Consider the following 23,164-nt stretch of genomic DNA (forward strand, 5'->3'; position numbering starts at 1 on the left):
GTGCCGGCGGCCGGGATCGTGGCCGAGGCGATGGTGGCGCTGGTGCTGGCCGATGCGGTGGCGGAGAAGTTCGGGGGGGACAGTGTGGCCGAGACCCGCCGCAACGTGACCGGCTACCTCGAGCACCTGGAAATCCGGTGAGCGGCGGACCGAGGATCGTGCTGGTCGGGCCGATGGGTGTGGGGAAATCCACCGTCGGTGCGCTGCTGGCCCGACGGCTGGGGGTGGGTTACCGCGACACCGACGCCGACATCGTCGCCGCCCAGGGGCGGCCGATCGCGGACATCTTCGCCGAGGAGGGCGAGGAGTTCTTCCGGGCGCTGGAGAAGGAGGCGGTGGCCCGGGCCGTGGCGGAGCACGACGGGGTGCTCGCGCTGGGCGGCGGCGCCGTCCTCGACCCCGGCACCCGTGACCTGCTCACCGGGCTGCCGGTGGTCTTCCTCGACGTCGGCGAGGAGGAGGCGATCAGGCGGGTCGGTCCGGGCACCGGCCGCCCGCTGCTGGCCGTCGACCCCCGGCAGCGGTGGCGCACCCTGATGGAACAGCGCCGGCCGCTGTACACCCAGGTGGCCCGCGCGGTTGTCGGCACGGAGGGCCGCGACCCCGAAGAGGTCGCCCAAGCGGTCCTGGACGCCCTGCGGCCCGCGGGAGCGGAAAGCACCCCGAGGCGCTGAACAGGCCGGATCCGCGGAGCCCCGCCCACGCGGGGCTCCGCGGACGGTGCGGAGAGCACAATAACGAACCGGTCACGACACAACACCACACGACGTTCCCGAAAGGCCTGGTCAGAGGGCCGTGGCGCGGCCGGCAGGTGAAGAGGCGGCCGTGCACCGCGCGTGACAAGGGCTTTCTGCGGTGGCTGCGGCACATGCTCGCCGAAACTCCGTGCGGCAGGTGGGGCGGGGCGAGGAGCCGGAACGGTGAATCCGCCACCGAACTGCCCGCCAAGCGTGTGCCCAGTACACCTAGGCGGCCCGCGCGCTCCTCATCCACCCTTGTCGCGGTGCTTGAGGATCGACCGAGTGTTCCAGGAGAGGGAGCGATGAGTGGCACTGCCCTGCACGCGACGCGCGAAGTGGCACGGAACGAGCAGGTCTGCCGTTTAACCGCCACCGACGAAGTCGTACTGGCCGAGCTCGGCTCCGCGCTCTTCGTGTCACTGCCGCGGAGCGACCAGCGGCGCAGAGGGATGGAGTACATCCAGGGCCTGCTGGGCGCCGAGGGCCGCAAGTCCGTCCGCAATATAGCAGCGATGATCGGCGGCCAGGCGGCGGAGCAGAGCCTGCACCACTTCGTCTCCGGTTCCCCCTGGGACTGGGTGCCGGTCCGCCGGGCGCTGGCCCGGTACCTGATGGGCTCCGTACCGCCGGCGGCGTGGGTGGTACGGCCCATGATGATCCCGAAGGCCGGGGAGAACTCGGTCGGGGTGGAACGGCGCTACGTCCCCTCGCTGGGCCAGATCCTGAACGGACAGCAGGCGGTCGGCGTGTGGGCCGCCTCGGAGCGCACGAGCGTCCCCGTCAACTGGCGGCTGCACCTCTCCCAGGCGTGGCTGGACGACGAGGAGCGGCGCAGCAGGGCGTCCATACCCGAGGACGTGCGCCCGGAGACGCTGACCGACTGCACGACCCACGCCTGTCTGGAGATGGCGCGGCACTGGGGGCTGCCCGTCCGGCCCGTCGTGGTGGACGTCCGGGACGCGGACGCGCTGGCCGTCGTCCAGCGGCTCCGCGCCGCCCGGCTGCCGTTCCTGGTCCGGGTGGGAGGCACCGTCCGGCTGCGGGTGGCCGACCCCGCCCTGCGCATACACGGCCAGCAGTTGCCGGGGCACCAGATCATGTGGGAGGCGAGGGACATGCGGCGCCCGGTGATCTGGCGCGACCACGGCCTGCAGGGAGGCGCGCGCAACGGCCTCGCCGCGGCGGTACGGGTCGGGCTTCCCGCACGCCCGGGACACCTGGGCCCTCCGGGGGCGCGGGGCGAGCTGTTGCTGGCGACGGGAGAGGCGGGCCGGCCCTGGCCGTCCGAGCTGTGGCTCACCGATCTGGTGTCCGCCTCTCCCGCGGAACTGCTGCGCCTGACCAAGATCACCCGCCGGGTCGACCGGGACTTCTCCGAGATCGCCGAACGCGTGGGCATCCGGGACTACACCGGGCGGTCCTTCTGCGGCTGGCACCGGCACATCACCCTCGCGTCGGCCGCTCACGCCGTGGCCGCGCTGACCCGTGTCACCGAGCGGCGGGAAACCTTCTGAACCTATCCCTCCCCGGTGTCGTGGTGTTGCCGAGCCGCGGGCGGCAGGTCGCCCTGGCGCAGCGTGCGCCGCATGCGGCACAGCCGCAGGGCCACCTGGATCTCCAGGGCCCGGTCGGCCTGCTGCCACTCGGCACCGAGGAGTTCGGTGATGCGTTCGAGGCGGCGGGCGACGGTGTTGGGGTGCACGTGGAGCTTCTTGGCCGCGTGCGTCGGGCTGCAGCCGGCACCGAAGTACACCTCCAGGGTGCGGGTGAGCTCGGTGACGCGCTGCCGGTCGTAGTCGAGGACCGGTCCGATGGCGGACTCGATGAAGCCGTCCACATCGTGGTTCTTCGACAGGAGGAGCCCCAGGAAGCCCAGTTCGTGGGCGGAGGCCGAGCGTCCGGTGACACCGAGCGCGGTCATGGCGTCGAGGCAGCGCCGCGCTTCGAGGTAGGCGTGGTGGACCGATCCCGGATCGGACACCGGGCCCGCCGCCCCCACCGTCACCTCCTTCCCCAGCAGGGGGGACAGCTCGTCGAACACCTCGCGGGCGGCCGCGCTCGCGTCCGTGGCCGGGAGCAGGAGCACGGTGTGGTGGTCGTGCGTGTTCTTGAGCCCGTCCTTGCGGTGGGCGTACGCGGCCGCCCACACCGTCTCCTTGCCCTGGGTGTCGCTCTCGGGGCGGACGATGACCGCGACGTGGGGCTTGTGGAGGTCGATGCCGAGCCGCCGGGCCCGCTTCTCGAACTGCTGCGCGGGCCGGTTGGGCCGGACCAGCAGCTCGCCGAGCAGTTCGTCGCGGCCCTGGCCCTCCAGGATGGCGGTCCTGCTGTTCTGCAGCATCAGCAGGACCGCCATCGTCTGGGCGACCAGGCTGAGCAGCCGTCTGGTGTGCTCGGTGACGGGCGTGACGGGCCGGAACAGCAGCCTGCCCAGGCACTCGTCCCCCGCGACGATGGGGGTCACCAGGAGGTTGTCGCCGAATTCCATGGGCTCCCGGGACGCATAGGCCTCCAGCGTCGCCGCGGTCAGGGCGGCCTCGTCGGGCTCCGGTATCTCCCCGGTGCTGGTGAGGAGCGTGCCGTCCGTCGCGTGGATCTGCAGGGGACCCGCCAGGCTCCGGGACGCCTCCTCGGCCAGGACCTGGAGGTTGCCGCCGCGCAGCACCATGTCGAGCAACTGGTTGTGGAAGTCGCTGAGTTCGCGCAGTTCGCGCAGCCCGGCCTCGGCCCGCGAGGTGTACCGCTCGAGCGCGGCCACCTCGGCGGCGGTCCGGTCCAGCAGCAGGGCCCTCTCGATGGCCACGCCCGCCAGGTCGCCGAAGGAGTTCATCAGGGATATCTCGTCCGCCGTGAAGTGCCGCACGTCCCGGTCGGCCACGTACAGGGCGCCGAACGGCTCGCGGCCGTGGCTCAGCGGCACCGCCATGATGGCGCGCAGACCCTCGGTCCTGACCACGTCGTCGAGGGTCTCGCCGTGCCGGAACCGCTCGTCGGCGAGGTAGTCGGGGGTCCAGAAGGGCGCCGAACTGGCCAGGACGTCGCAGCCGAGCCCGAGCCCCTCCGGCAGCCGCAGACCGAGGACGAGCCTGGAGGTGTGGCCGTCGGAGGCCCGCACGCGGAAGGTCTCCTGTTCGTCGTCGGGCAGGCTGACGTACGCCATGTCGGCTCCGAGCAGTAACCGCGCACGCCGGGTGATGACCTGCAGGACGGTGTCCAGGTCGTATGGGGCGGCGAGGTCGCGCGCGGTGTCGACCAGGCTGGAGAGGTCCGCCTCGCGCTGCTGCCGTCTGTCGAGTTGGGACTGGATGCGCAGGGCGAGTCGCCGGGCGCTCTCCAGTTGTGCCAGCTCCACATCGGAAACACCGGCCCCCCGGGCTTCCGACACCAAGGAATCGAAGTGATCAGCCGGTGCCTCGCTGGCCAACAACTCCAGTACGGCAAAGGCATTGGGACCTGTTGCGGGCTGCTTCTGAGCCACGATAGCCCTTCCCCCGTATTCGCGTCTTTGGCTGTCCGGCCATGGCCCGGAAGCTACGCACCGCACGTCGCAGTCGTCAACTGCCGTGATTACGGAACGCAAAGCACCGGTCCGGAGTTCGACGAGGTGGTGATGAGATCACCACCGGAGACCGTCCGATGTGTTGGAGAGCCACCTTCCCCGGTGTCGTCCCGGGGAAAACCACGGACGGCCCCGGAAGGGAAAATCGGCACGGAGGCGGCGCCGCGGGCACCTTCACGACAGAGAAGAATGTGACCGGACGATTACGTTCGGTGCTCACCCTGTCGTGAAGACTGTTACTCCTGAGTTTCCGTCTCCGTTTATTTGCCCGCTGCAGGGAATTTTCCGCGGCGTCCGGCTTTCCACCCTTGTACGGATTCCCCGTGTCTGGTGCGCCGCCGGCTCCGGCCCCGCTTCTCCGCCCCCGGCGCCGGAACACGGCGGCGGCCGGGCCGTCCCGGGAGTCCGTCCCGGTGCGGCCCGGCCGCACCGGGACGGCGCCCTACGCTCCGCCGGGACCCCCGGCCACCGCCGAGAGCAGCCTGCGCCGGAGGGTCACCAGCCGCCGCAGGCCGTCGGCCTCCAGCTTCGCGGTGACCGTGTCGTGCGGTACGCCGGCCCGCTCCAGCCGGTCCCAGACGGTCCGGGCCGCCTTCGCCTCCCCGGTGAGCGTGTCACCCTGGAGACGGCTGTGCAGGACCGCCGCCTCGATCACCGGCGGGGACAGCAAGGTGACCGTGCTCCAGGCGACCAGCCGGTCGACGTACCGGGTACGGGCCGGGGGAGGTCCCGTGACGGAGGTGTCCGTCCACGCCAGACGCTGCGGGCGGGCACCCGCGGCCCGTAACGGACGCCAGCGGCCCAGGCCGAGCCGTTCCTCGTAGACCTCGTACGCCAGCCGGGCGGTGGCCAGTCCCGCCTCGCCGCGCAGCGCCCGTGCCTCCGGGGTGCCCAGCGCGTCCAGCCGCGCGTCCACCTCGGCGTCCAGCCGCCCCACGGATAAGGAGGCCACCGACACGATCGCGGACAGCTCCCGGCCGGACGCCAGGGCGCGCTCCAGCCCGTCGAAGTACGCCGCGACGACCGCCCCGTAGCGGTGCGGGGAGAAGATCTCCGTGACGTGCACCCCGATGCCGCGGCCGATGCAGGCGCTGATGGCGTCGAGCCCCTCGGCCGTGGCCGGGATCTTGACGAGGACATTGGGCCGGCCCACCGCCTCGGCCACGGCCTCGGCGTCCTCCACCGTGGCCGCCGCGTCGTGGACGTGGCGGGGGTCCAGGTCCACCGACACCAGACCGTCCCCGCCCCCGGTCTCCTCGAAGACGCCCCTCAGCTCGTCGCAGGCCGCTTGGGCGTCCCGGACCAGGAGCTCCCGCAGCGCCGCCTCGGCGGTCGCGCACCGCCCGGCGAGCCGGGCGAGCTGCCCGCGGTAGGCCGTGGTGCCGGTCAGGGCCCGCAGAAGTGTCACAGGGTCGGTGGTGGCACCGCGGATACCGGTCTCCGCGACCAGGCGCGCCAGATACCCGGAGGAGATCCGGTCGCGGCTGACGCCCTCCAGCCAGGGGGAGACCCCCTCCGCCATCAGTCCGCCCAGCCGGAGATCCCCGCGCGGTGCCGCTGGCTCGGGTGTCATGGGTGCATGCGACTCCTCTCGGAATCAGGGCGCGGGGCGCACCCGGCCGAGACCGGCTCCGCCCCGCGGACAGACGGCTGCTGTCACAGTGTGAGAAGTGCCACGATAGCCGGGCCGAACGCCGCCCCCAGCAGATAACAGAGATTGAACAGCCCGATCGCCGCCGGCCGGTGGTCGTCCGGCACCGCGGAGGTGGCGTGGACCGCCAGCACCCCCTGCCCCGAGGCCGCGGCGATCGAGGCCAGGCCCTGGGCGACCAGCAGCGCCAGGGACGCGGTGCCGAGCCACGCCGTCACGGCACCCGCGGCGCTCATGACGGCCAGGACGGCGGCGACCGGGACGCGACCCACCCGGGCGGAGGCCGCCACGACGAACCAGGAGAGCGTGCCGCCGAGCAGCAGCGGCCACACCATGGCCACCCCGATCTGACTGCTCGTCCACTCCGTGTACCGCGACAGCCGTTCCGGTATCGCGTACATCAGACCGAAGTTGACGACGGCGAGGGCGAGCGCCAGCCCCGCGGAGAACAGGAACGCCGGGGTGCGGACCAGGACGGCCGGGACGAAACCGGCCGGCCGCGCGCGCAGGTGCAGGCCGAGCAGCACGGCGGCGGCCACCGCGCAGACACCCGCGACCAGCGGCCGGTGCGGGACGAAGACCAGCGCGGTGACCAGACCCGTCATCAGGACGGCACCCACCGCGTCGAACCGGTCCCGCTCCGCCTCGGCCGGCGGCGCGCCGCGCAGGACCGCGGGCAGGGCCAGCACGCTCAGCACCGGGAGCGCGAGCGCGGCACGCCAGGAGAGCACGTCGTTCACCAGCGATCCGACCAGCGGGGCCGTCGAACCGACCACCGCGAGCGAGGCGGTGACGCACCCCATCCGGCGCGGGGTCTCCGCCAGGCTCATGGCGGTCGCCGTCAGCCCGGCGGTGCCCAGCGCCTGCAGCGCGCTTCCGAGGATCAGCGCGGGAAGCACGGGCACCGCCACGACCAGCAGGGCTCCGGCCGCCACGAGCAGGCCGCAGACCGTCAGCGCGGCCCGTACCCCCCGGCGGCCGAGGAGTCCGGCCAGCAGGGGCGTGCCGACCGCGATGCCCCAGCCGAACGCGGTCACGATCCAGGTCGCGGCCCCGGTCGAGACGCCGAGGTCCGCGGCCACGTCGTCCAGGATCAGCGCCGGTCCCGCGATGCCGAAGGACAGGGGCCCGGCCATCAGGGCGAGCCAGAAGGCCCCTGTCCGCGCGGTACGGGGGGCGGGCCGGCTGGGTCCGGCGGGGCGCGCGATGCCGGGGTCGGCGAGTGATTCGCTCATCGTTCCTCCTCCATGGGTTCGTTGTGGTTGCGCCCGGCTTCGCACGGGACCGGTGCCGCCGCCGTGCGCCGGCCTGCCCGGATCAGCCGTCGAGCGTGGGGTAGTCGGTGTAACCGCGGTGGTCGCCGCCGTAGAAGGTCGACGGGTCGGGCTCGTTGTAGGGGCCGCCGGCCTTGATGCGGGCGGGCAGGTCCGGGTTGGCGAGCCAGAGCGAGGCGAGGCTGACCGCGTCCGCCAGGCCCGCGCGCAGCACCTCGGCCGCGACCTCGGGGGTCACCCGCTCCTCCTCGCCGGTCGCGTGCGGGTTGAGGATCAGGGTGCCCGGCCACTCCTCGCGGATCGCCTCGGTGACCTCGCGGTGGCCGAACTCCATCACGTGCACGTAGGCCAGGTTGTACGGCGCCAGCGCCCGGATCAGGGCCCGGTACAGCCCGGCGGGGTCGCTCTCGGAGATCCCGTTGGCGGTGTTGCCCGGCGAGATGCGGATGCCGACCCGCTCGGGGCCGATCGCGTCGCTGACCGCCTGGGCGACCTCGACGGCGAAGCGGATCCGGTTCTCCACCGAGCCCCCGTAGCCGTCGTTGCGCACGTTGCTGCCGTCCGCGAGGAACTGGTGGATGAGGTAGCCGTTGGCGCCGTGCAGCTCCACGCCGTCGAAGCCGGCCTCGACCGCGAGGTTGGCGGAGGAGACGAAGTCCTCGACCGTGGTCGCGATGTCGTCGAGCGTCATCTCGCGGGGCGTGGGGTGGTCCAGCATCCCCTCGGGGGTGTACATCTGCTCGCCCGAGGCGATCGGCGAGGGCGCCACCGGCAGCGCGCCGTCCGGGTAGAGGCTGGGGTGGCCGACCCGGCCGGAGTGCATGAGCTGCACGAAGATCCGGCCGCCCCGGTCGTGGACGGCGTCGGTGACCCGGCGCCAGGCCGCGACGTGCTCCGGCGCGTGCAGGCCGGGGGTGTCGATGTAGCCCTGCCCGATCACGCTGGGCTGGGTGCCCTCGGTGATGATCAGACCGGCCCCGGCCCGCTGGGAGTAGTAGACGGGCGCGAGATCGGTGATCACTCCCTTGGAGGCCCGGCTGCGCGTCATCGGCGCCATGACGAGCCGGTTGGGAAGGGTCAGCTTGCCGAGTCGCAGCGGCTCGAAGAGTTCCTTCATGCTCGTTCTCCTCCGTGGCGTCGGCCACTTGGTCGAGGTCCTGGTCACGACGGTAGGTGCGGGGCGGGGTCGATCGAATCAGTAGGTTTTCTGTTGTTCGTTACGTAGATTTGGCGGGGCACCTACGGAGGCGGTCCGCCGGATCACCGAGAGCAAGCGGAGGTCGGATTCGTGTTGTACGGCAGGTCCACCGAGCAGGCGGAGCTCGAGGGGCTGCTCGCCGCGGCGGACTCCGGCCGCAGCGGTGCTCTGGTGCTGCGCGGTGAGGCGGGGATCGGCAAGACGGCGCTGCTGGACTGGCTCGCCGAGTCCGCGTCCCGCCGGGGCCTGCGCGTCCTGCGGGTGAAGGGGATCGAGCCCGAGGCGGACCTGGCCTTCGGCGGACTGGTCCAGATGCTGTGGCCGGTGCAGGACCGCCTGGACGCGCTGCCCGGTCCGCAGGCCGCCACGCTCAAGGCGGTGCTCGGCGCGGGCCGGCTGTCCGGCCAGGACCGGTTCCTCACCGGCCTGGCGGTCCTGACCCTCCTGGCCGACCTGGCCGACGAGGGCCCGCTGCTGTGCCTGGTCGACGACGCCCAGTGGCTCGACCAGGCCACGGCGGAGGCGCTGCTGTTCGCCGCCCGGCGGCTCTCCGCGGAGAGGGTGGCGATGGTGTTCGCCACCCGGGAGGAGGGGTTCACGGCCCCCGGGCTCACGGAGCTGAGGCCGTCCCGGCTGGACTCCGGGGACGCGGCCCGCCTCCTCGCCGACCAGGGACTCGCCCCGACGCTGCGCGAGCACGTGATCGCCGAGTCGGCCGGGAACCCGCTCGCGCTGATCGAGTTCGCCGCCGCGCAGCGGGAGTACCCCGACCGCGCCGTGCCGCTGCCGGTCGCCGACCGGGTGCTGACGTCCTTCCGCGCGCAGATCGGCCGGCTGCCCGAACGGACGCGGCTGATGATGCTGATCGCGGCGGCCGAGGGCCGGGGCGACCTGCCCCTGCTCCTGAAGGCCGCGCAGTTGATGGGCGTGGACCTGGAGGACCTGGAGGCGGCCGAGCGGGAGCGGCTGGTGCTCGTCACCGAGAGCAGCGTGGCCTTCCGCCACCCCCTGATCGCCTCCGCCGCCTACCAGGGAGCCGTGCTGGCCCGGCGGATCGCCGTGCACCAGGCGCTGGCCGAGGCGGCGATGGACCCGGACTGCCGCGCCCGGCACCTCGCCGCGGCCACGACCGTCCCGGACCAGGACACCGCGGCCGAACTCGCCGAGGCCGCCGAACGGGCCCGCCACCGCAGCGCCTACGCCGCCGCGGCCGGCCTGTACCGGCACGCCGCCCGCCTCGCCACCGACCGGGCGGCCCGGGCGCGGTGGCTGGGCGAGGCGGCGGCCCTGGCCCTGGCGGCCGGACAGGCGGGCCAGGCCGCGGAGTTGGCCGAGCAGGCGGAGCAGCTCACCGACGAGCCGCGGGAGGCGGCCGCCCTCGCCCCCATCCGCGCGGCCGTGGTGTTCGAGCTGGGCGAGCGGCGGCAGGCCGCCCGGCTGCTGATCGAGCGCGCGGCCGGGGCCGGGGAGGAGCAGGCCGCCGCCATGCTGCGCGCCGGCGCCACCTACGCCTGGTTCTGCGGCGATCCGGACCCGGTGCGCACGGCGGCCCGGCGGCTGGAGGCCGCCGGCCGCCCCGACCTGCTGGTGCGGGGCATGGCGCACCTGGTCGACGGCGACTACGCCGGGGGCCTGCCGCTGGTGGCCGAGTTCCTCGAGGGCCACCGGGTGGCCGCCCGGGAGACGGAGGACGAGGCGGAGCGCATGCGCGTCCTCCACAGCGGCGTGATCCTGGGCGACGACGCCGCGACGCTGGCGCTGGCCGCCGCCGAGGTGGAGCGGCGCCGCAAGCGGGGGCTGATCGGCGCGCTGCCGCAGGTGCTGCACATCCTGGCGCAGACCCAGGTCCTGGCCGGTCTGCACCGCGACGCCGAGGCGTCGGTCGCCGAGGCGGTGGAGATCGCCCGCGACACCGGCCTGCACCAGCGCATCGCCTGGCTGGGCGACGTACCGGCCCGCATCGCGGCCATCGAGGGCGACGGGGAGCGGTGCCGCCGCCTGGCGCGGGAGGTGCCGGAGGGGGACAGGGCGGCCGCCGACAGCGCCCTGAGCCTGCTCGACCTGGGCACGGGGGAGTACGAGGCCGCGCTGCGGCGCCTGGAGGCGGTCGCCCGCCCCGGCCCCGGAAGCTACACCTCGCTGCTCGTCGCCTCGGCCGCCGACCAGGTCGAGGCGGCGGTACGGCTGGGACGGCCCGAGCGCGCCGAGGAGCCGCTGCGCCGGTTCGAGACCTGGGCCGCGGCCGGCCGCCAGACCTGGGCGCGGGCGGTCGCCCTGCGCTGCCGGGCCCTGGTCAGCGAGGAGCGGGAGCACTACACGGAGGCGCTGCGGCTGCACGCCCAGGGGGGACGGCCGTTCGAGCGCGCCCGCACCGAACTGCTCTACGGCGAGTGGCTGCGGCGCTCCCGCCGGCGCAGTGACGCCCGCGCGCCGCTGCGGTCGGCCCTGGAGACCTTCGAGCGGCTGCGTGCCGCCCCCTGGGCGGAGCGGGCCCGCGCCGAGCTGCGCGCGACCGGTGAGTCCGGCGCGGCGGCACGGACGACCGCGGCGAACCTGATCGACCGGCTGACTCCCCAGGAGCTGCAGGTGGTGCGGCTCGCCGCCCGGGGGAGCAGCAGCCGGGAGATCGCCGCGCAGCTCTTCCTCAGCCCCCGGACCGTCGAGCACCACCTGTACAAGGCCTATCCGAAGCTCGGTGTCGGTTCCCGCCGGGAACTCGCCCGGCTGGACCTCGGCTGACGGCCCGGCCGCGGGGCCCCGGGCCGCCCCGGACCCCGCGGCCCCGGGCGGCCCTAGGAGGTCCGCGCCGCCGCGAACCAGCGGCGGGCGCGGACCGGCACACCGGGGGAGACGCGTTCCACGCGCTCCTTGATGTCCGCGATGGTCCTTCCGGCCAGCTCCCGCCGCCACACGAGTTCGGCCTCCCGCATGGCCTGGGAGATCTGGCAGGTCCCGGCCAACTCGTGGGCGGGGTCGTCCTCGTGGGAGCGGCCCCGCGGCGCCCGCAGCCGGATCTGGGTGCAGCGGAACGCCTCCTCGGGCCCCTCGATGGCCGTCACCACGTCCATGAGGGTGATGTCCTCCAGCTTCCGGGCGAGGCGGAAACCGCCCCGCGGACCGGGGCTGGAGGTGACCAGGCCCGCCCGGGCCAGCGCCTGGAGCTGCTTGTTGAGATACGCCGGCGGAAGGTCGTAGTAGGCGGCCAGCCGGGCGGCGGACACCGCGCGCTCCGGCCCGGCCCAGGCCAGGTTCAGGATGCTGTGCAGCGCCCACTCCACGCCTTCGCTCATCCTCATGGTTCTCGATGCTACATATCCGGAATTCGGCGGGACAGCCGTGAACGGGACTCGTCAGGTCTCCAGGAGATTGGCCAGCAGCGTCCGGACGATGCGCACGCCGTCCTGGGTGAGCACCGACTCGGCGTGGAACTGCATCGAGGCGAAGTGCGGCCCCCGCAGCGCGTGCACCTCGCCCGTGTCCGGGTCGCGGCTGACCTCCACCACGCCCACTCCCGGGCAGTCGGCCTTGTCCTCGTCGCAGCGGGCGGCGAAGGTGTTGTAGAAGCCCACGCGTTCGCGGGCGCCGAACAGGTCGATCTCCCGCTGCACGCCCTGGTTCGGCACCTCGCGCCGGACCAGGGGGAAGCCGAGCCGCCGGCAGAGGACCTGGTGGCTCAGGCAGACGGCCAGGAAGGGCCGCCGCCGGTCGAGCAGGGTCCGTACGGCCGCCCGCAGATGGGCGATCTTGGGGTGCCGCTCCTCCCGCGGGTCTCCCGGCCCCGGGCCCATGACGACCAGGTCGTACCCGTCGAAGGAGTAGGGCTCGTCGAACCGGCGCACCGTCACCGACAGTCCGGTGGACCGCAGTTGGTGGGCGATCATCGCGGTGAAGGTGTCCTCGGCGTCCACGACCAGCACCCGCCGTCCGGCCAGGGCCGGGTCGTGCTGCTCGCGCGACCCGTTCTCCGCCAGCCAGAAGTCGGCGATGCCGGTGTTGCGCCGCTCCAGGGCGGCGCGGACGCTGGGGTGGGCGGAGAACCGTTCGGTGCCGCGCGTCTCCAGGGCCGCGAGCAGGCCGGACGCCTTGGCGCGGGTCTCGGCGGCCTCCGAGTCGGGGTCGGAGTGGCGCACCAGCGTGGCGCCGACGCCGATCCGCAGCCGGCCGCCGGCGTCGATGTCGGCGGTGCGGATGAGGATGGACGAGTCCAGGGCGCGCCCGCCGTGCTCGTCGCGGCCGATGAGGGCGACGACACCGCTGTAGTAGCCGCGGCCCTCGGGCTCGTACCGCTCGATGACGCGGCAGGCGCTCTCCAGCGGACTGCCGGTGACGGTGGGCGCGAACATCGTCTCGTACAGGATCTCCCGCGGATCGCGGGTGCTGTGCCCCTCGATGAAGTACTCGGTGTGCGCGAGGCGGGCCATCTCCTTGAGGAACGGGCCGACGACCCGGCCGCCCGACTCGCAGACGCGGGCCATCATCTTCAGTTCCTCGTCCACGACCATGTAGAGCTCGTCGGCCTCCTTGCGGTCGGCGAGGAACTCCATCACCTCCGGCAGGGTGGGGCCGGTGGGCGGGTAGCGGTAGGTGCCGCTGATGGGGTTCATCACGGCCCGGCCCTCGCGCAGGCTGATGTGCCGCTCGGGGGTCGCGCCGACGAAGGTCCGGTCGCCGGTGTGGACGACGAAGGTCCAGTACGCGCCGGACTCCCGCTCCAGCAGGCGCCGGAAGAAGGTGAGGGCGGTGCGCGGCGTGTAGCCGGTGATGTCGGCGACGAAGGAGCGCTTGATGACGAAGTTGGCGCCCTCGCCCGTCCCGATCTCGTCGTCGATCACCCGGCGGACGGTCGCGGCGTACGCCTCGTCGTCCACGTCGAAGCGGCCGCCGGACAACTCGATCGGGTCGTCGGGTATCCGGGTGAGCGCCTCGGCCACGGACACCCTCTCCTGGCCGGTGACCGTCATGGAGACGAGCGGCGCGCCGTCGTCGGGTGCGGCGAAGCCGCGTTCGGCGATCTGCCGGTAGGGGACCACCACCAGGACGTCGTGGCGCGGGTCACCGGGGACGGCCGGGCCGTCGGGCAGCGGGATCTCGGCCAGCGTCCGCGGTGTGGAGACCTCGCCGACCAGTACGTCCAGGACGCCGACGCCGATCGTCTCGGGGCGGTGGAGCAGGGCGAAGGGGGGCGGGTCCGCCGCCAGGATGCGGCCCATCAGACCGGCGGTCATGCCAGTACCTCCTTGACGCCGAGCACCACGGCGCAACGGCGCGCGGCGTAGTCGAGTGCCATCCGGTGGTCCTCCTCGGAGAAGTCGGCCACGGCGTCGGCGACCAGGAAGGTCTCGATGTCGTGGGTGAAGGAGTCGATGGCGGTCGCCAGCACACCGATGTGCGCGTAGATCCCGCACACCACGAGCTGGTCACGGCCGTGTTCGCGCATCCGGTCCAGCAGGTCGGAGCGGAAGAAGGCGCTGTAGCGCCACTTGGTGAAGACCCAGTCCCCGGGAGCGGGGGCGAGCGGTTCCACGATCTGCCGGTCGGCGGGGTCCACCCGCATGCCCGGTCCCCAGAAGTCCTTGAGCAGGCCGCGCTGTTCGTCGGTCATGCCGCCGGGCTGCGCCGTGTAGGCGACGGGGATGCCGCGGGCGGCGCAGTTCTCGCGCAGCGCGGCGGCGTTGCGCAGCAGCTCGTCGCGGAGCCCCTCGGGCAGGAACCGCACGAAGTAGCGCTGCATGTCGTGGATGAGGAGCACCGCCCGGGCGGGATCGACGGTCCACCCGGCGGTGTTGGCCGGCAGGTCTCCGGCTGCCGGCATCTGGTAGGGCTGGATGGCCCCTATGCCTGCCATGGCGTCCTTCCTCCGTTCGTCCTCTGCGCGCTGTGGCGCCGCGGTCGGGGATGGGGTCGGGGACGGAGGCGCTACACGCCGAGGGAGGCCCCGCCGTCCACCGTGAGACCGTGCATGGTGATGTGCCCCGCCCGGTCCGACAGCAGGAACACCACGGCGTCCGCGATGTCCGAGGGACGGGCGATCTTCCGCAGCGGGATGCCGACCCGGTAGGCGTCGGGGCGGCCCTCGACGGTCCCCCGCGGGCCGGACTCGTCGTGCCACATCGACCGGAGCATGGGGGTGTCGGTCGAACCGGGCGCCACGAGGTTGCACCGGATGCCGTACCGGGCGACCTCCAGGGCGAGGGCCTTGGTGAACATGGTCGCCGCCGCCTTCGAGGCGCCGTACGCGGCCATCTCGACGCGCGGAGTGGCCGCGGCGTTCGAGGTGACGGTGACGATCGCGCCGCGCGAGCGGGGGATCATGCGGTTGACCACGGCACGGGAGACGTGGAAGACGCCGTTCACGTTGACGGCGAAGGTGGTGGCCCAGTCCTCGTCGGTGAGGCTGCGCGCCTCTCCCAGGCGCAGCACGCCCGCGGCGTTGACCAGGTACTCCACCGGGCCGAGCTGCTCCTCGATCCGGCCGACCACGGCGTCCACCTGGGCGCTGTCGGTGACGTCGGCGGCGAACGCCCGCACCCGGAGCCCGTCCGCGGTCAGCTTCTCCGCCAGTTCGGTGAGCCGGGCCTCGTCCCGGTCGACGGCCGCGACCACCGTGCCCTGCTCGCCCAGGGCCCGGACGACGGCGGCCCCGATGCCTCCCGCTGCCCCCGTGACGAGGGCCACTTCGTTGCTCATGTGCCGGTCCTCCAACGGTGATGTGTGCGCTGTCGGCGTGCCGTGGCGGGTCAGCCGCGCCAGGCGGAGACCACGGAGACGGCCTGGTAGGGGTTGAGCCGCGGGTCGCAGAAGGTCGTGTACTTGGCGCCCACCCGGTCGGCGAAGGACGCGTTGGCGACGCACTCGGTGACGTCGTCCGGGGTGGTCTCCAGGTGGAGGCCGCCGGCGACGCCGCCCCGGGAGCGGACGGCGGTCTGGAAGTTCCGCACCTCCCGTTCGACCGTCTCCACGTAGCGCGTCTTGAGCCCGTCGGGGGTCACGACGGTGTTGGCGTGCATGGGGTCGCAGAGCCAGACGACCGGGTGCCCGGCGTCGTGCACGGCCTCGACCAGCGGGGGAAGCCGGTCCGCGACCGCCTCGGCGCCCATGCGGACGATGAGGGTCAGGCGCCCCTCCTCCCGCCGGGGGTCGAGCCGCTCGCACAGGGCGAGCAGGTCGGAGACGGCCATGCCGGGCCCGACCTTGCAGGCCACCGGATTGGCCACCTGGGAGAGCAGGGCGACGTGGGCGCCGTCGAGCTGGCGGGTCCGCTCGCCGATCCAGGGCAGGTGCGTCGAGGTCAGCACCGGACGGCCGTCCTCGCCGGGGCGGACCATGGGCAGCTCGTAGTCGAGCAGCAGGGCCTCGTGGCTGGTCCACACGGGCGGATCGATGATCCGCCGGCTGCCGGGGTCGTGCCAGCCCAGGTGGCCCATGACGGCGGACGCCGCCTCGTATCCGGCGAGCAGCCGCCCCGGGTCGGGGCGCCGCCCCTCCGGCTCGGGTTCCGGGCTGTTGACCATGTGCCCGCGGAACGCGGGCAGTTCGATGTCGCCGATCCGTTCGACGGGCTTGGAGCGGGGCTTGCCGTACTGGCCCGCGATGCGGCCCACCCGGATCACCGGCTTGTGCGTGATCATCTTCATGGTGCCGGCCAGGAGGTCCAGCACGGCGGCCTTGCGCGCGACGTACCCCTGGGTGCTCTCGGCCGGGTCCTCGGCGCAGTCGCCGGCCTGGACGATCTGCGCCTCCCCCGCGGCGACCCGGGCCAGCAGGGAGCGGAGGGTCCGCAGGTCCTCGGACCTCACCAGCGGCGGTTTGGCCGCGAGTTCCTCACGGACCCGCTGGAGTTGCGCCGCGTCCCCCCATTCCGGCTGTTGCAGGGCCGGTTTCCGTCGGACGTCGGGCAGAAGGGTCTCCACTGTGCCTCCAGGAACGAATGGGTCGAGCGGCGCGTCCGTCCACCCGGACGCCGCCTCGGAACTCCTCACGGCCTTGCCGCCGGTCTCGGCCGGTCCCGCCCGTCGGCCGGTGCGCCGACGGTGGCGTGGCGGCCCGGTGACCGGCGGCGCCACCCGCACGGACGGGCCGCCGATGACGTCGGAAGGCGCGGGCTGTGGTTTCGATCCTGAATTCGGGCCGTGGAGCCTGCCAACGCCGGTCGTGGCACTTCGTCACGTGGCGGGGACTCCATCAAGTCGCGGGCTTCCGGCCCCGGTCCGGCCTTGCGCGAGGAAATCTGGATGGTTAGTGTCCAGAATCTGTATCCGGGTTTCCGAAGGCCGCGGCCCCTGCCCGGACGCCCTCGCCGAGGCGGTGCCGCAGGGGGAGAGGATTCATGCCTGACATCGTGGTCCTGGGGGGCGGATTCGCCGGCCTGTGGAGTGCCGTGGCCGCTGCCCGTCTGAACCGGCTGGCCGGCGGGGGACTGGACATCGCACTGGTCACCCCGCAGGAGGACCTGGTCCTGCGCCCCCGCCTGTACGAGGCGGACCCGGGCGGGATGCGGGCGCCCCTGGACCGCGTGCTGCGCCCCGTCGGCGTCACCCGGATCCGCGGCGAGGCCAGGGCGCTCGACCACGGCGCCCGGACGGTGACGATCACCGGGCCCGACGGCGCGGAGCGGTCCCTGGGGTACCGCCGCCTGGTACTGGCTACGGGCAGCACCCTGCGCCGGCCGGACATCCCCGGGGCGCGGTACCTGCACGACGTCGACACGCTGCCCGCGGCGGTCGCGCTCGACGAGCACCTGCGGGCGCTGCCCGACGCGCCGCCGGGACCGGAACGCTTCACGGCGGTCGTGGTGGGCGCCGGGTTCACCGGCCTGGAGGTCGCGACCGAACTCGTCGGACGCCTTGGGGCCGTGGCCGGAGCCGAACGGCCGCGCGTCGTCCTGGTCGACCGCAGCCCCGTGGTCGGGGCCGCGCTCGGGCCGGGGCCGCGTCCGGTCATCGAGGACGCGCTCGCCCGGCTCGGCGTCGAGACGCTGCTCGGCCGGTCCCTCGGCCGGATCGGACCCGACCGCGCCGTCCTCGACGACGGCACGGTGGTCCCGGCGCGCACGGTCGTGTGGACCGCGGGGGTGGTGGCCTCGCCCCTGACCGCCCAGTTGCCGGGCGACAGGGACGCGACGGGCCGGCTCCTCGTCGACGAGGAGCTGCGGGTGCCCGGCGCGCCGGAGGTCTTCGCCGCGGGGGACACGGCGGCGGCGCCGGTGGAACCCGGCCGGCGGACCCTGCCGAGCTGCCAGCACGCGATGCCGCTCGGCCGCTTCGCCGGGCACAACGCGGCGGCGGACCTGCTGGGGCGTCCGGCCGTGCCCTTCGCCACCAAGCCGTACACCACGTGCCTGGACCTGGGGGCGGCGGGAGCGGTGCTGACCACGGGCTGGGAGCGGACGGTCCGGCTGACGGGCGAGCCCGCCCGCGCCCGCAAGCGGACCATCGTCGAGCAGTGGATCTACCCCCCGCTCGACGACGCGACCGCCATCATGGAGGCCGCGGACATCAGCCGCCCCGTACCGCAGGCGGTCTGACCGGCCGTCTCCCGGCGGCCGTTGCCGCACCCGGTCGAGGGCCCGGTCCGGCCGCCGCGGCCGTGGGACTCCCGTCGCGGTGACGGTGACCGTGCCGCGTGCGCGGTGACCGGGGACGGGGGCGCGTTCCACCAGGCCCTTGCGCGAACAGCTCGTCGAGGGCCGCGGTGACATCGCTGCGGCCCATGCTGAAACGGGAGTCCCAGTGCCGCCCGGCCGACCGGGCCGTACTCCTGCGGGGCGGCGAGGATCCGGTAGTGGCAGCCGCGCGCACCGGCCTCGGGGAAGGCGTCGCGGACCAGGCGGCGGACGTGCACGGCGAGTTGGGAGATCAGCCGGCTCGGCTTGGAGACCGGACGGCCGGGGGTGCTTCCGTGCCGGCAGTGGATCCGGAGCGGCTTACGGGCCGCTCCGTCCCGTGGCGGGCGTCCGGCCCGGGGCCGTCGGCGGCCCCGGGCCGGACGCCGTTCAGAACCGGGCGAGGAACCGCAGGAGGAGCTGCTCGTCCTCCTCGGTCAGGGGGAGTTCGAAGACGTCCCGCAGAACGCTCACCACGTCCGCCGGGGACAGCTCCTCGCGGTCCTCCCGCCCGTCGGGGTACTCCGTCACCAGGACGTTGTTCCGCAGCAGGTACCGTGCCTTCTCGGTGCCGCGCTGCACCACCAGTTGGCCGACGAACGGCGAGCCCGGCCTCGTCGAGCTGATGTAGTGGGCGGCCTGGTAGTCGACGGCGAACTGGCGCTCCGGGCGGAAGGCGTACAGGTCGAACCAGTCCCCGGTACGCAGGACCTGCAGCACCCAGTGGCCCTCGTCCACCACGAGCCGCCACGTCCAGTCGGCGACGGTGGTCACGGCACCCTCCCGCCACGGGATGGGTTCGATCAGGCCCGCGTAGCCGTAGCCGGGGTCCGCCAGCCAGACCTCCCCGTCGGCCCGGACCAGCAGGCAGGTGTGGGAACGGAACCGACGCTTCCGGTCGCCCTCGCGGATGCGCGACAGCAACCGGAGGACGGGGAAGCCGAAGCGGTCGAGCGCGGCCGCGAACAGCAGGTTGGACTCGTAGCAGTAGCCCCCGCGGCCCGCGCGCACCACCTTCCTCTCGATGCTCTCCAGATCGACTGAGACCTTCCGGCCCAGGGCTATGTCGATGTTCTCGAAGCACACCGTGCTCATGTGCGCCCGGTGGAGCCGGCGCAGCGTCTCCGACGAGTTGTCACGCGGCCCGTCGTAACCGATCCGGGCGAGGTAGGCATCGAGGTCCAGGTTCCTGCTGCCCCACTCCGGCGAATCGTCGACCGCGGTGGGAAGTTCGGGATTGACCATCGCAACGTGTTCTTTCTCGACATCGGTCATGACGGAGCCGGGCGCGGACCTGGCGGATCATCCCTCGACGCGCACGCCGTACTCCCTCACCCAGGCGTCGTACTCCACCAGGCGCTCCATGACCGCCCGGGTTCCCCACAGGCCGCCCAGCCCGGCGTAGGACTCGAGCGGCTTGTCCAGCAGCGTGCGGATGCCGTCGGCCGGCACCAGGTCGAGGACGGGCGAGTCCTTCCGCAGGAGGCCGGCCACCTTGGCGCGCAGGGCCCGCACGTACCCCAGGTCCTGGGTGGAGGGGTAGGGGCTCTTCTTGCGCTTGAGCACCGACTCCGGCAGGACGTGGGCCGTGGCCGCGCGCAGCAGGCTCTTCTCCCGGCCGTCGAAGGTCTTCATCTCCCAGGGGACGTTGAAGACGTACTCCACCAGCCGGTGGTCGGTGAACGGCACCCGGACCTCCAGGCTGGCGGCCATGCTGATGCGGTCCTTGCGGTCCAGCAGGAAGTTCTCCCAGCGGCTGATGTTGAGGTAGGACAGCTCGCGCATCCGCGCCTCGGACGCGGACTCGCCCTCCAGCCGCGGGACCTCCGCCAGGGCCTCGGCGTACCGCTGCTTGACGTACTCCTCCAGCCCCAGCCGGTCCCAGAGGCCGATCTCCTTGATGGCGGCCAGGCCGCCGAGCCTGCGCCAGGCGTCGTACCAGGGGAAGGTGTCCCCCTTCACCGCCTCCTCGTCGAAGAACCAGTTGTAGCCGCCGAACAGCTCGTCCGAGGTCTCGCCGGACAGGGCGACGGTCACCCGCTCCTTGAGCGCCTTGCACAGGTGGTAGAGCGAGTGCTCCATGTCGCCGGTGGAGATCGGCAGGTCCTGGGCGAGCAGGACGCGCCGGCGCACGTCCTCGTCCAGGACGTCGTTGTTCTCCAGCTCGACGACGATGTGCTCGGCGCCGCAGTGCCGGGCGACGTCGATGGCGTACGGCGTGTCCGGGTCCATCCAGATGCCGTTGCCCTTGAACGTCTCCTCGTTGTCCCTGAAGTCGATGGAGAAGGCCTTGATGCGCTCCTCGGAGCCCTGGTCCCGGAGCACCTTCGCGGCGAGGGCGGTGATGGCGCTGGAGTCCAGACCGCCGGAGAGCAGCGTGCCGACCTTGACGTCGGCGATCAACTGACGCTCGACGATGTCCTCCAGCAGCTCGCGGACGTGGGCGATCGTGGCGTCGAGGCCGTCGGTGTGCGGGCGGGCCTCCAGCTCCCAGTACGTCCTGGTGGTGTGGCCGCCGCGGGTGAAGCGGACGACGGTGCCGGGCACCACCTCGCGCATGCCCTTGAAGACGGCGTGGCCGGGGGTGTTGATGATGGCGAAGATCTCGGCCAGCCCCTCGCGGTCGACCGCGGCCCGGGCCTCGGGGTGGGCCAGGATCGCCTTGGCCTCGGAGCCGAAGAGCACCCCGTCCCGGGTGGGGTAGTAGAACAGGGGCTTGACGCCCATGCGGTCGCGGACGAGCAGCAGCTCCTCGCTGCGCGGGTCCCAGACGGCCAGCGCGTACATGCCGTTGAGGCGCTCGGCGAACTCCGCGCCCCACTGGAGGTAGGCGTGGAGGACGACCTCGGTGTCGCTGGTCGTGCGGAAGGTGTGCCCGAGCCCGGCGAGTTCCCGCTTCAGCTCGCGGTAGTTGTAGACCTCGCCGGTGTAGACGATGACCGGCAGGCCGTCGTCCTCCCCGGTGATGTGCATCGGCTGGCGTCCGCCCTCCAGGTCGATGACCGAGAGCCGGCGGTGCCCGAGGGCGGCGTGACGCGACACCCAGGTGCCGCGGTCGTCCGGTCCCCGGCACTCCAGGGTCCGCGCCATGGCCGACACCGTGTCGCCGTGCCGTGTCAGATCGCGGTCGTAGCCGACCCAGCCTGCGAGTCCGCACATGGGGGCTCAACTCCTTTCGTCAGGGGTGGATCTCCTTGTCGGGGCGGCCCGGCGGGCACGGCGGTGCTCCCCCGGGGCTCGCGGCTGCGGGGGACTCAGGGCCGGGGAACCCAGTCGGCCGTGTCCCAGTACCGCAGCTGGTGCAGGGCGGAGAGCGTGCCGGTCTCCGCCACCCGCGCACCGCCGAGGATCAGCGCGGTGGGCCCGGCGGGATCGAAGACGGGCCAGGCGGGGGCGTACGGACTGGTGGGCGCTTCGCCCCGCGCGAAGGAGGCCACCAGGTCGATCAGGGTGTCGGAGACGCGCCGCTCCAGCGGCCCGTCGCCGTACACGGGGGCGTTGGCCGGCAGCGTGTGGGTGCCGAAGAGGAACTTGGAGCTGGCCTCGTGCGGCGTGCCGGCGTACGGCGGCCGTACCGGATGGGCGAACTCCATGACGTACTGCGGCGAACTCCCCTCCCGCGCGTGCCGCTCGGCCAGCCGGACGATCTGGTACCGGAACAGCGCGTCGCCCCACACCTCGGTCCACACCGACACCGGGTCCGCGGGCCGGCCCCCGGCCGCGAGGGCCTCCCGGTAGAAGGCGACGCAGTCGTCGACCTGCTCGTCGGTGACCTTGACGGCGCCCTTGTGGAGGACGGCGCGCACCGCCTCGCGCAGGCCCGCGTCGTCGGCCGGGAGCGGGCCGTCGAAGGGGTATCCCGGACCGGTGGTGAAGAACGACCCCTCGGTGCGGGCGTGGATGCACATCATCGGGACGTCGGGGGTGGGCAGCGCGCAGTCGTAGCCGCGCATCCACCGCCCGTCGACCACCGGCCCCTGGTACTCGCGCCAGCCCTCCACCGCGCGCTCCGTCGGGCTGCCGGAGAACGTCTCCTCCCACGCGCCCCTGAGCGCGGCGGCCGGCACCTCCCGCAGGCCCGGGACCGTCGTCCCGAGCCGCCGCGCGATGCGCTCGTACACCGTGCGGGACTCCTCGGGCGTGGTCGAACTCGCCGGGGCCCACACGTGTTTGACGCTGATCGGGACGATCCGCTTGATGATCCCGCGCAGTTCGGGGAGGAGGCTGAGCTGCCAGGTGCTGGAGCCGCCCGCGGAGGTGCCGGCGAGCGTGATGTTGTCCGGGTCGCCCCCGAAGGCCTCGGCGTTCTCCCGGACCCAGTGCAGCAGCGCCGCCTGGTCCTGCAGGCCCCAGTTGGCGAAGGAGCCGGTCTCGGGGTCCGTGAGGTCCTCGTGCAGGCCCCAGCCCAGCGCGCCCAGGCGGTAGTTGAAGGTGACCACGACCAGGTCGCCGCGGTCGGCCGGGCGGGCGCCGTCGTAGTCCGGCTCGCTGCCCGCGCCGAGGAGCCAGCCGCCGCCGTGGATGTAGACCAGGACCGGGCGGCGCCCCTTGACGCCGGGGGTCCAGATGTTGGCGTAGAGGCTGTCCTCCGCGCTGTCGGGCAGGTAGTCGCCCTGCAGGGAGGGCGGGCCGAACGCGGTGGCCTCGCGCACCCCGCCCCAGGGCACGGGGGGCCGCGGCGAGGCGAAGCGCAGCCGCCCCACCGGAGGCGCCGCGTAGGGCACCCCCCGGAACACGGTGACCCGGCCGGTGCGCCGTCCGGCGACCCGGCCCGCCGTGGTCCGGACGACCACCGGACCGCCCTGTTCCGCCACGGACGGCGCGGCGGACGGCGCGGAGGGCCTCGGCGGCCGGTGTTGCTCTTGTGGGGACATTCGCCGATCCTCGCTTCAGCGTGTGCGACGGGGGAGGACGATGACCAGTCGGGGGACTGCAACGATCGTGCACCGGTGCCGTGGAGGGCCTCCAACAACGCCCGGTATCTCTGTCAGGTCGCGGCGGCACTGTGTCAGGTCGCCGTGCGCAGGACCACGGCCCGCGTCGCGCCGCGACGACCGTGTCCGTCACCGGGCCGGGGACGCCCCCGGCCGGAAGGGAGATCAGCACCCCATGACCATCATCGGCTCGCCGGCCGCCGCAGC

Annotated in this window: 16 protein-coding genes and 1 pseudogene; 5 read left to right on the forward strand and 12 right to left on the reverse strand. The window is 73.4% G+C overall.

The window, feature by feature from the left end; genetic code table 11:
- The 3 genes and pseudogenes from VE546_RS05550 to VE546_RS05560 all read left to right on the forward strand — a co-directional run.
- Window positions 1-141, forward strand: a pseudogene (locus VE546_RS05550) (chorismate synthase); the annotation flags it as partial.
- Window positions 138-674 (forward strand): shikimate kinase, encoded by a 537-nt coding sequence (locus tag VE546_RS05555; protein WP_324919148.1) that lies wholly within the window; start codon window positions 138-140, stop codon window positions 672-674. The pseudogene VE546_RS05550 and the gene VE546_RS05555, both read left to right, overlap by 4 nt.
- A gap of 368 nt (window positions 675-1,042) precedes the next feature.
- On the forward strand, window positions 1,043-2,254 hold the full coding sequence (locus VE546_RS05560; protein WP_324919150.1) for an IS701 family transposase: 1,212 nt from the start codon (window positions 1,043-1,045) through the stop codon (window positions 2,252-2,254).
- 2 nt (window positions 2,255-2,256) lie between these two features.
- Here the strand turns inward: VE546_RS05560 and VE546_RS05565 are convergent, their stop codons facing one another.
- The 4 genes from VE546_RS05565 to VE546_RS05580 form a co-directional block, all read right to left on the reverse strand.
- Window positions 2,257-4,092: a helix-turn-helix domain-containing protein gene (locus VE546_RS05565; RefSeq protein ID WP_324919152.1), complete on the reverse strand. Its 1,836-nt coding sequence runs from the start codon at window positions 4,090-4,092 to the stop codon at window positions 2,257-2,259.
- A 649-nt stretch (window positions 4,093-4,741) separates the two neighbouring features.
- On the reverse strand, window positions 4,742-5,872 hold the full coding sequence (tal, locus tag VE546_RS05570; RefSeq protein ID WP_324919154.1) for a transaldolase: 1,131 nt from the start codon (window positions 5,870-5,872) through the stop codon (window positions 4,742-4,744).
- An 83-nt stretch (window positions 5,873-5,955) separates the two neighbouring features.
- Entirely contained in the window at window positions 5,956-7,185 is a 1,230-nt protein-coding gene (locus tag VE546_RS05575; RefSeq protein ID WP_324919156.1) for an MFS transporter, read from the reverse strand.
- An 82-nt stretch (window positions 7,186-7,267) separates the two neighbouring features.
- The gene (locus tag VE546_RS05580) at window positions 7,268-8,341 is read right to left on the reverse strand and encodes an alkene reductase (protein WP_324919157.1); all 1,074 of its coding nucleotides are present in this window, start codon (window positions 8,339-8,341) and stop codon (window positions 7,268-7,270) included.
- 171 nt (window positions 8,342-8,512) lie between these two features.
- On the opposite strand from VE546_RS05580, the gene VE546_RS05585 reads away from it, so the two are divergent.
- Window positions 8,513-11,161: an ATP-binding protein gene (locus tag VE546_RS05585; protein ID WP_324919159.1), complete on the forward strand. Its 2,649-nt coding sequence runs from the start codon at window positions 8,513-8,515 to the stop codon at window positions 11,159-11,161.
- A 53-nt stretch (window positions 11,162-11,214) separates the two neighbouring features.
- Here VE546_RS05585 and VE546_RS05590 read toward each other — a convergent pair whose 3' ends face one another.
- From VE546_RS05590 to VE546_RS05610, 5 genes are all read right to left on the reverse strand, one after another.
- A complete protein-coding gene (locus VE546_RS05590) occupies window positions 11,215-11,712 on the reverse strand; it encodes an Rrf2 family transcriptional regulator (RefSeq protein ID WP_324919277.1) in 498 nt (165 codons plus the stop codon).
- Between the two features lie 60 nt (window positions 11,713-11,772).
- Window positions 11,773-13,647 carry an anthranilate synthase family protein gene (locus tag VE546_RS05595; RefSeq protein ID WP_324919161.1) on the reverse strand — a complete coding sequence of 625 codons (1,875 nt, stop codon included), beginning with the start codon at window positions 13,645-13,647 and terminating at the stop codon, window positions 11,773-11,775.
- Window positions 13,644-14,267 carry an isochorismatase family protein gene (locus VE546_RS05600; protein WP_324919163.1) on the reverse strand — a complete coding sequence of 208 codons (624 nt, stop codon included), beginning with the start codon at window positions 14,265-14,267 and terminating at the stop codon, window positions 13,644-13,646. The genes VE546_RS05595 and VE546_RS05600 overlap by 4 nt, the downstream gene beginning before the upstream one ends.
- 71 nt (window positions 14,268-14,338) lie before the next feature.
- Window positions 14,339-15,109 (reverse strand): 2,3-dihydro-2,3-dihydroxybenzoate dehydrogenase, encoded by a 771-nt coding sequence (locus tag VE546_RS05605; RefSeq protein ID WP_324919165.1) that lies wholly within the window; start codon window positions 15,107-15,109, stop codon window positions 14,339-14,341.
- A gap of 50 nt (window positions 15,110-15,159) precedes the next feature.
- On the reverse strand, window positions 15,160-16,332 hold the full coding sequence (locus VE546_RS05610; RefSeq protein WP_324919167.1) for a 3-deoxy-7-phosphoheptulonate synthase: 1,173 nt from the start codon (window positions 16,330-16,332) through the stop codon (window positions 15,160-15,162).
- Window positions 16,333-16,748: 416 nt separating this feature from the next.
- Between VE546_RS05610 and VE546_RS05615 the strand changes: the two genes are divergently transcribed.
- Complete coding sequence (locus VE546_RS05615) at window positions 16,749-17,945, forward strand: NAD(P)/FAD-dependent oxidoreductase (RefSeq protein ID WP_324919169.1); 1,197 nt, start codon at window positions 16,749-16,751, stop codon at window positions 17,943-17,945.
- Window positions 17,946-18,413: 468 nt separating this feature from the next.
- On the opposite strand, the gene VE546_RS05620 is transcribed toward VE546_RS05615, so the two are convergent.
- The 3 genes from VE546_RS05620 to VE546_RS05630 all read right to left on the reverse strand — a co-directional run bounded on the left by VE546_RS05620 (window position 18,414) and on the right by VE546_RS05630 (window position 22,897).
- Window positions 18,414-19,268 (reverse strand): arylamine N-acetyltransferase family protein, encoded by an 855-nt coding sequence (locus tag VE546_RS05620; RefSeq protein WP_324919171.1) that lies wholly within the window; start codon window positions 19,266-19,268, stop codon window positions 18,414-18,416.
- A 57-nt stretch (window positions 19,269-19,325) separates the two neighbouring features.
- The gene (gene asnB / locus VE546_RS05625) at window positions 19,326-21,182 is read right to left on the reverse strand and encodes an asparagine synthase (glutamine-hydrolyzing) (protein WP_324919173.1); all 1,857 of its coding nucleotides are present in this window, start codon (window positions 21,180-21,182) and stop codon (window positions 19,326-19,328) included.
- A 95-nt stretch (window positions 21,183-21,277) separates the two neighbouring features.
- Window positions 21,278-22,897 (reverse strand): carboxylesterase/lipase family protein, encoded by a 1,620-nt coding sequence (locus VE546_RS05630; RefSeq protein ID WP_324919175.1) that lies wholly within the window; start codon window positions 22,895-22,897, stop codon window positions 21,278-21,280.
- Window positions 22,898-23,164: the final 267 nt, after the last annotated feature.

Source organism: Streptomyces sp. (assembly GCF_035644915.1).
Classification (GTDB): Bacteria; Actinomycetota; Actinomycetes; order Streptomycetales; family Streptomycetaceae; genus Streptomyces.

Excerpts from the sequence above, each read along its gene's own strand:
- VE546_RS05560 (WP_324919150.1), top strand. The coding sequence starts at position 1,043 with ATGAGTGGCACTGCCCTGCACGCGACGCGCGAAGTGGCACGGAACGAG.
- tal (WP_324919154.1), bottom strand. The coding sequence starts at position 5,872 with ATGACACCCGAGCCAGCGGCACCGCGCGGGGATCTCCGGCTGGGCGGA.
- VE546_RS05575 (WP_324919156.1), bottom strand. The coding sequence starts at position 7,185 with ATGAGCGAATCACTCGCCGACCCCGGCATCGCGCGCCCCGCCGGACCC.
- VE546_RS05580 (WP_324919157.1), bottom strand. The coding sequence starts at position 8,341 with ATGAAGGAACTCTTCGAGCCGCTGCGACTCGGCAAGCTGACCCTTCCC.
- VE546_RS05590 (WP_324919277.1), bottom strand. The coding sequence starts at position 11,712 with ATGAGCGAAGGCGTGGAGTGGGCGCTGCACAGCATCCTGAACCTGGCC.
- VE546_RS05595 (WP_324919161.1), bottom strand. The coding sequence starts at position 13,647 with ATGACCGCCGGTCTGATGGGCCGCATCCTGGCGGCGGACCCGCCCCCC.
- VE546_RS05600 (WP_324919163.1), bottom strand. The coding sequence starts at position 14,267 with ATGGCAGGCATAGGGGCCATCCAGCCCTACCAGATGCCGGCAGCCGGA.
- VE546_RS05605 (WP_324919165.1), bottom strand. The coding sequence starts at position 15,109 with ATGAGCAACGAAGTGGCCCTCGTCACGGGGGCAGCGGGAGGCATCGGG.
- VE546_RS05615 (WP_324919169.1), top strand. The coding sequence starts at position 16,749 with ATGCCTGACATCGTGGTCCTGGGGGGCGGATTCGCCGGCCTGTGGAGT.
- VE546_RS05620 (WP_324919171.1), bottom strand. The coding sequence starts at position 19,268 with ATGGTCAATCCCGAACTTCCCACCGCGGTCGACGATTCGCCGGAGTGG.
- asnB (WP_324919173.1), bottom strand. The coding sequence starts at position 21,182 with ATGTGCGGACTCGCAGGCTGGGTCGGCTACGACCGCGATCTGACACGG.
- VE546_RS05630 (WP_324919175.1), bottom strand. The coding sequence starts at position 22,897 with ATGTCCCCACAAGAGCAACACCGGCCGCCGAGGCCCTCCGCGCCGTCC.